The 15,204-nt window shown below is 59.8% G+C and carries 12 protein-coding genes; 2 read left to right on the top strand and 10 right to left on the bottom strand.

Going from position 1 to position 15,204, the window contains the following annotated elements; translation table 11 throughout:
- Window positions 1–300 precede the first annotated feature (300 nt).
- Together dnaK and dnaJ are read left to right on the top strand one after the other, a co-directional pair.
- Window positions 301–2,202: a molecular chaperone DnaK gene (dnaK, locus tag L904_RS00295; RefSeq protein WP_003524342.1), complete on the top strand. Its 1,902-nt coding sequence runs from the start codon at window positions 301–303 to the stop codon at window positions 2,200–2,202.
- Between the two features lie 90 nt (window positions 2,203–2,292).
- Window positions 2,293–3,429: a molecular chaperone DnaJ gene (dnaJ, locus tag L904_RS00290; RefSeq protein ID WP_004439156.1), complete on the top strand. Its 1,137-nt coding sequence runs from the start codon at window positions 2,293–2,295 to the stop codon at window positions 3,427–3,429.
- 66 nt (window positions 3,430–3,495) lie between these two features.
- On the opposite strand, the gene L904_RS00285 is transcribed toward dnaJ, so the two are convergent.
- The 10 genes from L904_RS00285 to polA all read right to left on the bottom strand — a co-directional run bounded on the left by L904_RS00285 (window position 3,496) and on the right by polA (window position 15,184).
- Window positions 3,496–4,047 carry a DUF924 family protein gene (locus tag L904_RS00285; protein WP_020810346.1) on the bottom strand — a complete coding sequence of 184 codons (552 nt, stop codon included), beginning with the start codon at window positions 4,045–4,047 and terminating at the stop codon, window positions 3,496–3,498.
- Between the two features lie 13 nt (window positions 4,048–4,060).
- A complete protein-coding gene (locus L904_RS00280) occupies window positions 4,061–4,273 on the bottom strand; it encodes a SlyX family protein (RefSeq protein ID WP_020810347.1) in 213 nt (70 codons plus the stop codon).
- 148 nt (window positions 4,274–4,421) lie between these two features.
- The gene (locus tag L904_RS00275; protein ID WP_003524335.1) at window positions 4,422–5,927 is read right to left on the bottom strand and encodes a tripartite tricarboxylate transporter permease; all 1,506 of its coding nucleotides are present in this window, start codon (window positions 5,925–5,927) and stop codon (window positions 4,422–4,424) included.
- Window positions 5,928–5,936: 9 nt separating this feature from the next.
- Window positions 5,937–6,398, bottom strand: coding sequence for a tripartite tricarboxylate transporter TctB family protein (locus L904_RS00270; protein ID WP_020810348.1), 462 nt, complete (start codon window positions 6,396–6,398; stop codon window positions 5,937–5,939).
- 99 nt (window positions 6,399–6,497) lie between these two features.
- Complete coding sequence (locus tag L904_RS00265; protein WP_003524332.1) at window positions 6,498–7,481, bottom strand: tripartite tricarboxylate transporter substrate-binding protein; 984 nt, start codon at window positions 7,479–7,481, stop codon at window positions 6,498–6,500.
- A gap of 198 nt (window positions 7,482–7,679) precedes the next feature.
- Complete coding sequence (locus L904_RS00260; protein WP_020810350.1) at window positions 7,680–9,026, bottom strand: sigma-54 dependent transcriptional regulator; 1,347 nt, start codon at window positions 9,024–9,026, stop codon at window positions 7,680–7,682.
- Window positions 9,023–10,825: a sensor histidine kinase gene (locus L904_RS00255; protein WP_031233923.1), complete on the bottom strand. Its 1,803-nt coding sequence runs from the start codon at window positions 10,823–10,825 to the stop codon at window positions 9,023–9,025. The genes L904_RS00260 and L904_RS00255 overlap by 4 nt, the downstream gene beginning before the upstream one ends.
- A gap of 187 nt (window positions 10,826–11,012) precedes the next feature.
- Window positions 11,013–11,198, bottom strand: a complete 186-nt coding sequence (gene rpmF, locus L904_RS00250) for a 50S ribosomal protein L32 (RefSeq protein ID WP_003507205.1) — start codon at window positions 11,196–11,198, stop codon at window positions 11,013–11,015.
- Between the two features lie 192 nt (window positions 11,199–11,390).
- Window positions 11,391–12,110 carry a DUF1868 domain-containing protein gene (locus tag L904_RS00245; protein WP_020811785.1) on the bottom strand — a complete coding sequence of 240 codons (720 nt, stop codon included), beginning with the start codon at window positions 12,108–12,110 and terminating at the stop codon, window positions 11,391–11,393.
- Window positions 12,111–12,184: 74 nt separating this feature from the next.
- On the bottom strand, window positions 12,185–15,184 hold the full coding sequence (gene polA / locus L904_RS00240; RefSeq protein ID WP_059762457.1) for a DNA polymerase I: 3,000 nt from the start codon (window positions 15,182–15,184) through the stop codon (window positions 12,185–12,187).
- Between the last annotated feature and the right edge of the window lie 20 nt (window positions 15,185–15,204).

Below are 15,204 nucleotides of genomic sequence, written 5' to 3'. Positions count from 1 at the left end.
ACCCCGATGCCGTTAAAAGCAAGCCTCACCGGTTCGCCCGCCGCGATGCCGACCGACGGCGCCGTGTCGCACACAAGTCGCGTTTTCCCTCTTCCGCAAGCCGTGATGGCTATGCTTCTGCACAGACAGGGGTTTCTTGCGCTTTTTTGCTGCGCTTCCCCCTCTCTTGCGCCTTGCAGCAGGAAAAATCGCTCCTTATATACGCCGCAGAACTGCAGCAAATACTGCAAATCCAAGTCAAGGAGCTGCCACAAGAATGCCTCACGGGGTTCCGACAGCTCGCTTCAAGGAGAGAAGAGCATGGCAAAAGTAATCGGTATCGACCTTGGCACGACCAATTCCTGCGTTGCAGTGATGGACGGCAAGGACACGAAAGTAATTGAAAACGCGGAAGGCGCACGCACCACGCCGTCCATGGTGGCATTTTCCGACGATGGCGAACGCCTTGTCGGCCAGCCGGCCAAGCGCCAGGCGGTCACCAACCCGACCAACACCCTGTTTGCGGTCAAGCGCCTCATCGGCCGCCGTTATGAAGATCCGACCGTCGAAAAGGACAAGGCTCTGGTCCCCTTTGAAATCGTCAAGGGTGACAATGGCGACGCATGGGTGAAGGCGCAGGACAAGCCCTATTCCCCTTCGCAGATTTCCGCGATGATCCTTCAGAAGATGAAGGAAACGGCTGAATCCTATCTCGGCGAAAAGGTCGAGAAGGCCGTTATCACGGTTCCTGCCTACTTCAACGACGCCCAGCGTCAGGCAACCAAGGATGCCGGCCGCATCGCCGGTCTGGATGTTCTGCGCATCATCAACGAGCCAACCGCGGCAGCACTCGCTTACGGCCTCGATAAGAAAGACGGCAAGACGATCGCCGTTTATGACCTTGGCGGCGGCACCTTCGATATTTCCGTTCTGGAAATCGGCGACGGCGTCTTCGAAGTGAAGTCGACGAACGGCGATACCTTCCTCGGCGGTGAAGACTTCGACATGCGTCTGGTCGAGTATCTGGCCGGCGAGTTCAAGAAGGATCAGGGCATCGACCTGAAGAACGACAAGCTCGCTCTGCAGCGCCTCAAGGAAGCTGCCGAAAAGGCGAAGATCGAACTTTCGTCCTCGCAGCAGACCGAAATCAACCTGCCGTTCATCACGGCCGATGCTTCCGGTCCGAAGCACCTGACGCTGAAGCTGACCCGCGCCAAGTTCGAAAGCCTGGTGGACGATCTGGTGCAGCGCACCGTCGCGCCTTGCAAGGCAGCACTCAAGGATGCCGGCGTTTCCGCTTCCGAGATCGATGAAGTCGTTCTCGTCGGTGGCATGAGCCGCATGCCGAAGGTGCAGGAAGTCGTCAAGCAGCTGTTCGGCAAGGAACCGCACAAGGGCGTGAACCCGGATGAAGTGGTTGCCATGGGCGCCGCCATCCAGGCCGGCGTTCTGCAGGGCGACGTCAAGGACGTTCTGCTGCTCGACGTGACCCCGCTGTCGCTCGGCATCGAAACGCTGGGTGGCGTCTTCACCCGTCTGATCGATCGCAACACGACGATCCCGACCAAGAAGAGCCAGACCTTCTCGACCGCCGAAGACAACCAGTCGGCCGTGACCATCCGCGTCTCGCAGGGTGAGCGCGAAATGGCGCAGGACAACAAGCTGCTCGGCCAGTTCGACCTCGTCGGCCTGCCGCCGGCACCGCGTGGCGTTCCGCAGATCGAAGTAACCTTCGATATCGACGCCAACGGCATCGTGCAGGTTTCGGCGAAAGACAAGGGCACCGGCAAGGAACAGCAGATCCGCATCCAGGCTTCCGGCGGTCTCTCCGACGCCGACATCGAGAAGATGGTGAAGGACGCCGAAGCCAATGCCGAAGCCGACAAGAAGCGCCGTGCGGGTGTGGAAGCCAAGAACCAGGCCGAAAGCCTCATCCACTCTACCGAGAAGTCGGTGAAGGAATATGGCGACAAGGTTTCCGAGACCGATCGCAAGGCTATCGAAGACGCCATTGCCAGCCTGAAGACCGCCGTCGAAGCCGCTGAGCCGGATGCAGACGACATTCAGGCCAAGACCCAGACCCTCATGGAAGTTTCCATGAAGCTCGGTCAGGCCATCTACGAAGCGCAGCAGGCCGAGGCCGGCGATGCTTCCGCAGAAGGCAAGGACGACGTCGTCGACGCCGACTATGAGGAAATCAAGGACGACAAGAAGTCCGCTTAATCGCGTGACCTCCCGTCTCCTGAAAACATATGCAAGACATCCGGCTGCCGACGTGCAGCCGGAAATCCATTTGCGGGGCTTGTTAACTTAATGGCGAAAGCAGACTTTTACGAAACACTTGGCGTCAGCAAGACCGCGGACGAAAAAGAGCTGAAAAGCGCCTTCCGCAAACTCGCGATGAAATACCATCCGGACAAGAACCCGGACGATGCCGATTCCGAACGGAAATTCAAGGAAATCAACGAAGCCTATGAAACGCTGAAGGACCCGCAGAAGCGTGCGGCCTATGACCGTTTCGGCCACGCCGCATTTGAAAATGGCGGCATGGGCGGCGGTGGCGGTTTTGGCGGCGGCGGTTTCGCCAATGGCGGCTTCTCGGATATCTTCGAAGACATCTTCGGCGAGATGATGGGCGGCGGCCGTGCGCGCCGCTCTTCCGGCGGACGCGAGCGCGGCGCCGACCTTCGCTACAATATGGAAATCACGCTGGAAGAGGCCTTCACCGGCAAGACGGCGCAGATCAGGGTTCCGACCTCGATCACCTGCGATGTCTGTTCCGGCTCGGGTGCAAAGCCCGGCACGCAGCCCAAGACCTGCGCCACCTGTCAGGGTTCCGGCCGGGTGCGTGCAGCACAGGGCTTCTTCTCGGTGGAACGCACCTGCCCCACCTGCCATGGTCGCGGGCAAACGATCTCCGATCCCTGCGGCAAGTGCCACGGTCAGGGCCGTGTAACCGAAGAACGTTCGCTTTCCGTCAACATTCCCTCGGGCATCGAGGACGGCACCCGCATTCGCCTGCAGGGCGAAGGCGAGGCCGGCATGCGTGGCGGTCCGGCGGGCGATCTCTACATCTTCCTGTCCGTGCGTCCGCATGAATTCTTCCAGCGCGACGGCGCCGACCTTTATTGCACCGTGCCGATCTCCATGACGACGGCAGCACTTGGCGGCACTTTCGATGTCACGACGCTCGACGGCACCAAGTCGCGCGTTACGGTTCCGGAAGGAACCCAGCCGGGCAAGCAGTTCCGTCTGAAGGGTAAGGGCATGCCGGTTCTGCGTTCGGCGCAGACGGGCGACCTCTATATCCAGATCCAGATCGAGACGCCGCAGAAACTCAGCAAGCGTCAGCGCGAGCTGTTGCAGGAGTTCGAGCAGCTCTCCTCCAAGGAGAACAATCCGGAATCAACGGGCTTCTTCGCCCGGATGAAGGAATTCTTCGACGGCTGATTGTCGCCGCCCCATGCTTTAAGAACGCCGCCACCCTTCGGGACTGGCGGCGTTTTCGTTTCCGGCTCAACCGGAAAAGCCGCCTTCATCCAGATATTGCCGTTCCGCCGGCGTCGTTTCCCGCAGCAATATGTGATTGCGATGCGGAAAGCGGCCGAAACGCTCGACGATATCGCGATGTTCTTCGGCGTGGTGAAGATAGAGCCCGCCAAGCGGCTGGTTCAGAACGCAGGCATGCTGCTGGGCCGCCATATCTTCGGCATGGGAAAAGGGCAGATAGAAGAAAACGCGCAAATCCCCGCCCATCGCCTGATCGTGGCCACGGCGAATGGCCTCGTCGGCAAAAAGCCGCGCCAATGGGTCGGTTGCATACATGTGAGCGGTGCCACGAAAGCAGTTGCGCGGAAACTGATCCAGCAGAAGCATCAGCGCGAGACTGCTTTCCGCGCCCTCCAGCCAGTCGTCCAGCTCACGCCGTGCTGCTGCAAAATGGGCATCGCGGAAACGGTCGTGAAAGTGGTTGTCGAAGGCGGCGTCCTTGTCGAACCACTTGTCCGGTCCGGCCTTCTTCCAGAAATCGACGATATCGGCGGCCAGCGCGGCGGTGTCGTTTTTCATTCGTTCTTCCCTGTCAATAATGCGGCGGCCGGGTGATCGCGGGCGCGTCCAGCGATTGTTCCTCCAGGCTCAGGAACCTCTCCGTCAGCCGCTCGAGCTTGGCGCGGGTCTGTTCCACCACCTTCCACTGTTCCGCCAGCTGATCGGACAGCTCCTCTATCACCTTCGCCTGATGCGCGGCCGTCTCCTCGAGCGCGATGATCCGTTTTTCGGTTTCCGACGTCATATCGACCTCTCTTTCCAGCCCTTCCTTGGGCCTAAAAGCGCCTAAGTCAACCATATGTCGCTTTGGTGAAGCGAATTCGTCATGGCGATCCAGAAACGGAAAAAGCCGGCGATGTTTCCATCGCCGGCATCCGAGTCTTTGGCATTGCTCAGTCTTCTTCTACGAAAACCTCTTCGCGCTTCTTCTTAACGCTGGGCAGGAAGACGACGATCAGCACGGCCAGAGCAATGAAGAGCAGGGTGGCGCTGATCGGCCGGGTGACGAAGGTGGTCGGATCGCCGCGCGACAGGATCATGGCCCGGCGCAGGTTCTCCTCCAGCAGCGGCCCAAGCACGAAGCCCAGGAGCAGCGGCGCCGGCTCGCAGCGCAGTTTCACCAGCACGTAACCGATGAAGCCGAAGAAGGCGACGGCATAGAGATCGAAGACGTTGGAATTGACGCTGTAGACCCCGATGGCGCAGAAGGCCATGATGATGGGGAACAGCACATAATAGGGCACCGTCAGAAGCTTCACCCACAGCCCGATCAGCGGCAGGTTCAGGATGACGAGCATCAGGTTGCCGATCCACATGGAGGCAATGATGCCCCAGAACAGCGCCGGCTGTTCGATCGCGACGTTCGGACCCGGCACGATACCCTGAATGATCATCGCGCCGATCATCAGCGCCATCACCGGATTGGCGGGAATGCCGAGCGTGAGCAGCGGGATGAAGGAGGTCTGCGCGCCGGCATTGTTGGCGGACTCCGGACCGGCCACACCAGCAACCGCACCATGCCCGAATTCTTCCGGGTTCTTGGAGACGCGTTTTTCCACCGTATAGGAAGCAAAGGCCGCGAGGATCGCGCCGCCGCCCGGAAGAATGCCGAGAGCGGAACCAATGACCGTGCCGCGCAGCACCGGCGCGATCATTTTCCTGAAATCCTCCCGTGTCGGCATCAGCCCGCTGACCTTGGCGATCAGCACCGAACGGGTGCGCTCATTTTCGAGATTGCGCAGGATTTCGGCGATACCGAAGACGCCGACGGCCACGGCCACGAAGTTCAGACCGTCGGCATATTCGCGGATGCCGAGGGTGAAACGCGGCGTACCGCTATAGATATCGGTGCCCACCAAACCCAGCAGCAGGCCCAGCACGACCATGGCCAGCGCCTTGACGATGGAGCCATGGGCAAGCGCAATGGAAGAAACGAGGCCGACGACCATCAGCGAGAAATATTCCGCCGCGCCGAATTCAAGCGCAATCGCCGTCAGAGGCGGAGCGAAGATCGCCACGAGGAAGGTGGAAACCGTGCCGGCAAAGAACGAGCCGATGGCGGCAATGGCGAGTGCGGCGCCCGCCTTGCCCTTGCGCGCCATCTGGTAACCATCGATGGCGGTGACGGCAGATGACGATTCGCCGGGCATGTTGATCAGGATGGCCGTGGTCGAGCCGCCATATTGCGCGCCGTAATAAATACCGGCGAGCATGATCAGCGACGAGACGGGCTCGAGCTGGAAGGTAATCGGCAGCAGCATGGCGATGGTCGCCGTCGCGCCGATGCCGGGCAGCACGCCGATCAGGGTGCCGAGCAGCACGCCGATCAGGCAGAAGAACAGGTTTGCCAGCGAAGATGCCGTGACGAAACCGAGAGCGAGATTATCGAGCAAATCCATCACGGCACCTCAAAATTTAAGCCAGGGGCCGAGGCGCTGGAACGGCAGGCCGAGACCGTAATTGAAAACAGCGACGGAAAAGACCGTGATGGCAGCGGAAAGAATGACCGCCATGAGCGGGCTCATCTTGTGCGAGGCGAAGGCTGCGATAAGGGCGCTGAAAAACAGTGCCGGCACGAAACCGAGACCCCGGACAGTGAAACCGAAGAAGATCGGCGCGGGCAGGATGAAGAATATGCCCCGCCAAGCGATCGCTCCGATACCTTCTCCGGCCGGCCGGGCTGAGCGCAGAAATATGACGCCACCGAGCAGGATCAGGATGATTGCCAACACGAGCGGGAAATAGCCCGGCCCCATGCGAAAAGCGGTTCCGATCTCCAGCCCATAAGACTGCAAGGCGAAAAAGACGCCAAGTCCCATGAAAATTGCCCCGCAGACTGCCTCGGCAGGGTCATTAAATAACGACTTCATGAAAGATGCCTCTCCACCGCGGCCGGCATCACACCGGTCCGTCTGTTAAAATGATCACGGTCGACCGGCGGCGAGACACCGCCGGTCATTCCGCGTTCATCAGTCGGCGTATTGGCCGGCAGCTTCGATCACCGGCTTCCAGCGCGCGATTTCGCTTTCAAGCTTGGCCTTCAGCGCCGCAGGCGTCGCATCGCTTTCCGAGGAGGGCGTGGTGCCGAGTTCGGCAAAACGAGCCGCGACATTCTTGTCCTTCAGCGCGACCTGCAGCGACTTGGAGAGCTTTTCGTTGATTTCCGCAGGCGTGCCCTTCGGCGTATAAATGCCGTGCCAGATACCCACTTCGAGCTTCGGCAGGCCCGCTTCGACAACAGTCGGCACATCCGGCAGCACGTCCAGCCGCTTGGCCGTGGTCACGGCATAGGCTTTCACGGTGCCGCCCTGGATCTGCTTGGTGGTGTTGGTGGTCTGGTCGCACATGATGTCAACCTGGCCGCCGAGCAGATCGGTCATGGCCGGACCGGTACCCTTATAGGGAACGGTGACGAGTGGGGTTTCGATGGCGCTCATGAACAGCATGCCGCACAGATGCGAGGCAGCGCCGATGCCGGCATTGGCGACGGTGACCTTGTCCTTGTTCGCCTTGGCGTATTCGATCAGACCTTTCAGATCCGTCGTCTCGAGGTTCTTGCGCGACAGGATGGTCATCGGCACTTCGGTGACCAGGCCGACATATTCGAAGGCGTTCAGCGTGTCATAGGCAAGCTTGCGGTAAAGCGTGGCGCTTGTCGCCATGCCGATATGGTGGAGAAGAACGGTGTAGCCGTCCGGATCGGACGATGCCACACGACCAGCACCCAGCGTGCCGCCTGCGCCGCCGACATTTTCGACGATGATCTGCTGGCCGAGATCCTTCGACATGGATTCAGCGACAAGGCGCGCAACCGTATCCGTCGGGCCGCCAGCGGCAAAGGGCACGACCATGGTGATGTTGCGCTCTGGATAATTCTGAGCGGATGCGGACAGCGCAAAAAGGGAAACGGCAGCGGCGGCAGCAAGGCCGGTGACTGTCTTCAGTATTTTCATCGATTCCTCCCGGATGAAAATGTTTCGCCACTTCAGCCGCGCATGCTCCTCCATGGCGACCGGGGTGAGATATTTGCGATCCGGGATCACCGTTCAGCAATGGCGGTCTTGTAGTGAGGTGCGCTTTTATTGCCATCCCGGACGGCAATGGGTGGATTTCTACCCATAGGGGCTCATCCATGGGTGGAAATCCACCCATCAGACCTCGGTCATGTGTCGGTGCAGCCCGTATTTCTGCATTTTTTCGTAGAGCGTTTTGCGCGAAATGCCGAGATTCTCATAAACGGATTTCAGATTTCCGCCGTGTGCGGCGATTGCATGTGCGATCAGGCTTTTTTCATAAGCCGCGACCCGCGCGGCAAGGGCCGCCTTTCCGTCATCCTGAAACGGCAGCGAAGCTTCGGAAACATCGCTTTCCAGACCGAGAACGAAGCGGTCTGCGGCATTGCGCAATTCACGCACATTGCCTGGCCACTCACGCAGGGAGACGGCCGAAAGCAGACTTTGCGACACCTCCATGTCTTCCCGCCCGTAACGGGCAGCGGCTTCCCGCACGAGATGCAGGAAAAGTAGCGGTATATCTGCGCTGCGCTGCGAGAGCGATGGCACGAGAAGTGTCGCCACGTTGAGCCGATAAAGAAGATCGGCACGGAACCGGCCAGCCGCAACTTCATGTTCCAGATCGACCTTGCTGGTGGCGATGAAACGGACATCGAGTTCGACCGTTTCATTCGAGCCGAGACGGGTAATCACCCGTTCCTGCAAGACACGCAGGAAGCGGCCCTGCAATTCGAAGGGCATGGAGCCTATCTCATCCAGCAATATGGTGCCGCCGCGAGCATGTTCGAACTTGCCGTAGCGCGGGCGCAGCGCTCCGGGAAACGCACCGGCCTCATGGCCGAATAGTTCACTTTCAATCAGTGTCTGCGGAAGGGCGGCGCAATTGATCGCCACGAAGGGCCGGTTGGCTCTGGCGCTGATATCGTGCAGAGCCCGCGCCACGACCTCCTTGCCGGCGCCCGTATCACCGACGATCAGCGTATCGGCGTCTGTCGCGCCGATGGCGCGGATACGATACCGCAGATCGACCATGATCTGGGTTCTGCCGGGCAGACGCGTTTCGAGATCGTCATGCTTGCCCGCTACCGCCTTGAGGCGGCGGTTTTCCAGTACCAGCGCCCGCCGGTCATTCGCCCTTTTGATGATGCCGGCGAGATATTGCGGCGTGAACGGCTTTTCGATGAAATCATAGGCGCCGTTGCGCATGGCGTTGACCGCGAGCTGAACATCGCCATGGCCCGTCATCAGGATGACAGGTATTTCAGGATCGAGCTCCCGCACCTTCTGCAGCAGCGTCATGCCATCCATGCCGGGCATCCTGATATCGCTGACCACGACCCCGTCGAAGCTGTAACCGATGAGTTCGAGCGCATGTTCTGCGCTTGCCAGCATGGTGACGGCAAAACCGGAAAGCTCCAGCGCCTGCGCAGTGGAAAAGCGCAGCTCTTCCTCATCATCGATCAACAGAACCCGCGACATGGTCATTCCGCAGCCGCCTCCACGCGCCAGGCGGCGGCCGGCAATTCGATCTCGAACTCCGCCCCGCCATCTTCATGGTTTCTGACACGGAGCTGGCCGCCAAAATCCTTGATGATGTTATAGGAGATGGACAGGCCGAGACCGAGGCCGCGCCCCACGCCCTTGGTGGTGAAGAAGGGATCGAAAATGCGTTCTGAAATCGCCGCCGGCACGCCCGGACCGCGATCACGAATGAAAATCGACACCGACTGGCCATGCTGCAGGGCCCTCAGCGCAATGCGGCGATCCTCGCGCCCCTCCACCGCATCGGCAGCATTGGAGATGATGTTGACGAGCACCTGCTGCAGCCGCACCGGGCCGGCCTTCACGGCAAGCGGCACCCGGCCGAGATCCACATCCAGCACCGCATCGGCGGCCTTCAGGCGCGCACCGACGATTTCGAGCGTATCGCGCAGGACGGCTTCCAGACTTACCGCGGCCATTTTTTCATTGGGCTTGCGGGCGAAATTCCTGAGATGCTTGCTGATGGAGGCCATACGGTCGATAAGGCCCGAAATGCGCCTGAGATTTTCCGTCACCTCCTCCAGCCGTCCCCGCTCCACGAGAAGCGAGGCATTTTCGGCGTAGTTCTTGGCGGCTGCGAGCGGCTGGTTGAACTCATGCGACAACGCCGCCGACATCTGCCCGAGGGCTGCGAGCTTGCCCGCCTGCACCAGATCGTTCTGCATCTTGCGCAATTGTTTTTCGGTCTGGCGGCGTTCGGCGATTTCGTGCTCGATCTCCTGATTGACCCGCGCCAGATCGGCCGTACGCTCCTCCACCCGGCGTTCCAGCTCCGCCTGCGCCTCCGCCTGATGCGTCAGGCGCTCCCGCAGACGACGACGCCTTTGCAGCATGGCGGCGATGAGGGCGGCGGCAAGGCACAGGCAGAGGATGATGGCTATCATCGCCGTCTTCACCTGCGTTCGGAGCGAACCCGTGTCCATCAGCACGCTGACTGTCCAGCCCGCGTCCGGCATCGGCTGCGACAGGACCATATATTCCCTTTCACCGTCGTCCTGGCTGATCGTCATCAGCTGATGCGAACCGAAATTGCCGTTTTTCAGGGGCAATTCCTTAAGGGCGGCATTGGCGTAGCGGCGGGAAGTCTCCGTTCGCGCCAGCCTTTCGGGCGTCAGCGGCATCAGGCCGGAATAAAGCCATTGCGGCGTTCCGGTCATGAAGATGATGCCTTCCGGGTCCGATACCAGAATTCGGTTCTCGCCATCGCCGAATGACGCTTCTATGCCTTCAATATCGACCTTGAAGACGATGACGCCCTTGATCTCCTCGTTGAAGAGAATGGGCGCTGAAAAATAATAGCCACGCTTGTGGGAGGTGGTGCCAAGCGCAAAGAAGCGTGACTGGAAGCCTTTGGCTGCATCCTGAAAATAGGGGCGGTAGCTGAAATTCTCACCGACGAAACTCGTTGGACCATCGTAGTTGCTGGCGGCGATCGTCTCCCCATCCAGCGTGATGATGTAGATATCGGAGGATTCCAGCAGGGTGTTGATGGATTTGAGGTAGATATTGGCGCGCTGGCGCAGTTCGGCATCCTTGGGATGTGCGACCAGTTCCTCAATGTCGTCATGATCGGCAATCAGGGCCGGCAGCGGCTCGTAACGGTTCAAAAGCCCGCCGAGCGCAGAGACGGCCAGCCGCAGCGTCGTGCGGCCCTGCTCGGACATTTCGCCGAAATAGCTTTCCGCGATGATGCCGCCACCTCTCGTCACGGCGCCATAACCGAGGCTGAGGCTGAGAAGCATCAATAAAATCCAGCGATATTTCACCGAAGCTCCCCTCCTGTTGCAGGCATCGAAACCTGCTCTCCCTGAAAGAGTGTAGGAGGAGTGGCCGAATTTTCCAAGTGAGCGGAAAAGGCAGGTGGACGGTCCCGAAAACAAAAAACCGGCCACGAGGACCGGTTTTTTGCAAAGATGATTTCAGAAAAGCTTATGCGCTTTCCTTCGGCGTCAGAACCTGACGGCCGCGATACATACCGGTCTTCAGATCGATATGGTGCGGACGGCGCAGTTCGCCGGAGTTCTTGTCTTCAACGTAGGTCGCAGACTTGAGACCGTCAGCCGAGCGGCGCATACCGCGCTTGGACGGGCTTGTTTTTCTTTTTGGTACAGCCATTTTTGTTACTCCACTTAAGCGGCGAAACAACGGAACCGGCCAGAACCAAAGGCCGAATGTCGGATGTCTCGATATCGGAAATTTGGCGCGCTTATACATGCCCAAACGGGCTTTGACCAGCCCTGACGCACATTTTTTCCGATTCAACGGAATCAGCGTGGCGAGCGATCCTCGGGCATCTCATATCATGCCTCACGCCTTATCGAAAACGACAAGCTCATTGAAGTGGTTCATGTCCTTAAATTCACAGAAAGCTGGCGGCCGCATCTCTATGACCGGCGCTGCGGCGCGCAGCTTTTCCAGTTCCTCATCAAGCATCGCCTGCCAGCGCGGCAGGCACTCCGGCTCGAACCAGCGGATGATATAGGACAGGGTGATGTGAAATTCGTAAATGTCATGATCAGGATGTCGGTAGCCGAAGAAATCGGCGAATGTATCCCGCCAGAGAGCCACGATCCGATCGTCCTCGGCGGTTGCGCCCTTCATCACCAGTCCCACCGGGCGCAGGCCCGTAACCTGCATGTTGAAGGCCGGCAAAGCTGGAAAGGCGGAAAGACGGTCGCGATAGTAGTCCGTCATCGCATCGACCGACGCATCGAGCGGCATTTCGCTCGGCCAATAGGGAAGCATGCGCCGCAAATCGTTGACACCCTGGAATACCGTCATGTGCAGGCTGGAAATAGGGGTGAAGGCGAGCTGCGGCGCCTCGGCCATATCCAGAAAACGCTGGCGGGTCGCAATGATCGCCTTTTCAGTCTGCGATCCCTCGACAAGATGGCAGACGACCGTGTTGCCCGAGTCGGGCAGAAACTCGCCATCCGCGTTGAAGCGGCTGCCGAGATGGCGCGGCGGCTGATCGTGGTTGGCGGCGGAAATATAGCCGAGATCTTTCGAGACGAGCGGGGCGTGCATGGGAAACTCCTTGTGAGACGTTTCACTAATCCCCGCACGCGACAAAGCAATGACATCCGCGGGTCATTGACCGATCAATGCGCCTCATCCCAATTGTCAGCGGCGCGGGCATCCACCTTGAGCGGCACCTCCATGGAAATCGCCGGCATGGCCGCGTTTTCCATCACCGAGACGACAACCGGCAAGGTCTTTTCGATTTCCGCCTCCTCGACTTCGAAGATGAGTTCGTCGTGCACCTGCAGCAGCATGCGGGCGGAAAGCTTTTCCGCCTCCAGCGCAGGCTCGATACGAACCATGGCCCGGCGGATGATATCGGCGGCCGAGCCCTGGATCGGTGCGTTGATGGCCGCGCGTTCGTTGAAGGCTTTTACCGAAGGGTTGGAAGAGCGGATTTCCGGATAATGCGCGCGGCGGCCGAAAATCGTTTCGACATAGCCGTTTTCGCGGGCGAAGGCTTTGGTTGCCTCCATGTAGTCGCGAATGCCGGGAAAACGCTCGAAATATTTCTTGATATAGTCGCCGGCTTCGGAGCGGGCGATGCCGAGCTGGTTGGCGAGACCAAAGGCGGAAATGCCGTAGATAATGCCGAAGTTGATGGCCTTGGCGCGGCGGCGCACTTCCGACGGCATGCCTTCCACCGGCACGCCGAACATTTCCGATGCCGTCATGGCATGAATGTCGATGCCGTTTTCAAAGGCGTTGCGCAGCTGCGGAATATCGGCGACATGGGCCAACACGCGCAACTCAATCTGGCTGTAATCGGCCGACAGAAGCTTGTGACCGGGCGTGGAGATGAAAGCCGTGCGGATCTTGCGGCCTTCGGCGGTGCGAACCGGGATGTTCTGAAGGTTCGGCTCCGAAGAGGACAGACGCCCCGTGGTGGTGGAGGCGAGCGCATAGGACGTATGCACCCGTTTCGTCTCGGGATGGATATATCCCGGCAGCGCATCCGTATAGGTCGATTTCAGCTTCGTCAGCTGCCGCCAGTCGACGATCTTGCGCGGCAGTTCGGCGCCTTCCGCCGCGAGATCTTCGAGAACCTGCGCCGAAGTCGACCATTGCCCGGTCTTGGTTTTGGAACCGCCCGGCAGGCCCATCTTGCCAAACAGAATATCGCCGAGCTGCTTTGGCGAGCCGATGTTGAAGCGTTCGCCAGCCAGCTCGTAGATTTCCTCTTCGAAGGACGCGGCCTTCTGGGCGAGTTCGCCGGAAAGACGCGAGAGAATCTGCCGGTCGACGGTGATGCCGCGCTCTTCCATATGCGCCAGAACCGGCACGAGGGGGCGCTCCAGCCGCTCATAAACCTTGGTCAGCCGTTCCGAGACAAGCCTCGGCTTCAGCGCCATCCAGAGCCGCAGGGTGACATCGGCATCTTCCGCAGCATAAGCGGTCGCCTTGTCGATATCGACAAAATCGAAGGTGACGCTCGACTTGCCCGATCCCGCCACGTCCTTATAGGCGATCGGCGTGTGGCCGAGCCAGCGTTCGGACAGCGAATCCATGCCATGCGTGGCCTTGCCTGCCTCGAGGACATAAGAAATCAGCATCGTGTCGTCGAAGCTCTGCATGACGACGCCGTGGCGTTTCATCAGCAGATAGTCATATTTCAGGTTCTGCGCGACCTTCAGAACGGCTTCGTCCTCGAGCAGGTCCTTCAGACGCTCCAGTGCCTCGGCAAAGGGCACCTGCCCTTCGGCCAGTTTGATGCCATCGCTGAAGAGATCGCCGCCGGAACCGGTCTTGTGCGTCAAGGGAACATAGGCGGCCCGAATATCGGTGCCCGTGGCATCCTTGCCATTATCAGCAATGGCCAGAGAAAAACCGACAAGTTCCGCCTGCATCGGGTCGAGCGAGGTCGTTTCCGTATCGAAGGCGACGACGCCTGTCTCCCGGGCCGCCGCGATCCAGCGGTCGAGCGTCGCAAGGTCCCTGATCGTCAGATAGGCGGTCGTATCGATCTTGGCCGCGGAAAAAAGCGCCTGTCGCGCTGTGGCGAGATCAGCGGGCGCGCTGCCCTCCCCCGTTACTTTCCTTGCCGGAGCGGCAGGCGAAGCCGAAGCGCCAGCGGCGTTAATGGCCACTTCGCCAGCGTTCACGGCAGCGGACGGCGCATCGAGATCGGGACCATGGGCATCGGCACCCCATTGTACCGGCACATTGGCGGGGTCGATGGCGGAAGCGTCGGTTTCGGTCGCCTCGGCAACCCGGCGTGTCAGCGTTGTGAATTCCATCGCCTTCAGGAAGGCGATCAGTTTCGGCCCGTTCTGCGGTTCGAGCACCAGCGCTTCGAGAGACTGATCCAGCGGCACATCGGTTCTGAGCGCCACGAGCTGTCTGGAAAGGCGGGCAAGCTCCGCATTGGCGATGATATTTTCCCGGCGCTTCTGCTGCTTGATTTCGCCCGCCCGCGCCAGCAGCGTATCGAGATCGCCGTATTCCTCCAGCAATTGCGCCGCCGTCTTCGGGCCGATGCCGGGAATGCCCGGAACATTATCGGTGGAATCGCCGGTCATCGCCTGCAGGTCGATCATCTTTTCAGGGCCTACGCCCCACTTCTCGACAACGTCCGGAATGCCGATCTGCTTGTCCTTCATGGCGTCGTACATGTGTACATTGGCCGTAACGAGCTGCATCAGATCCTTATCGGAAGAGATGATCGTAACATCGGCGCCGATCGCCTCGGCCTGCCGGGCATAGGTGGCGATGATATCGTCCGCCTCGAAGCCTTCCGTCTCGATGCAGGGAAGGTTGAAGGCGCGCGTCGCTTCACGGATCAGGCCGAATTGCGGCACCAGATCTTCGGGCGGCGCGGTGCGGTTGGCCTTGTAGAGATCATAAAGCTCGTTACGGAAAGTCTTCGACGAATAGTCGAAAATCACCGCAAAATGGGTGGGCGTCACGCCGACATCGGTATTGCGCGCATCCTTCAGCAGCTTCCACAACATGTTGCAGAAACCGGAGACGGCGTTGACCGGCAGCCCGTCCGACTTGCGGTTCAGCGGCGGGATTGCATGGAAGGCCCGGAAAATGAAACCGGAACCGTCAACGAGGAAGAGATGATCGCCTTTTTTCATGGGTAGCATGGATAGCGCGG

This window comes from Agrobacterium sp. LY4 (assembly GCF_001526585.1).
GTDB classification, from domain to species: Bacteria; Pseudomonadota; Alphaproteobacteria; order Rhizobiales; family Rhizobiaceae; genus Agrobacterium; species Agrobacterium leguminum.
This window is presented reverse-complemented; position numbering and strand designations above follow the sequence as displayed.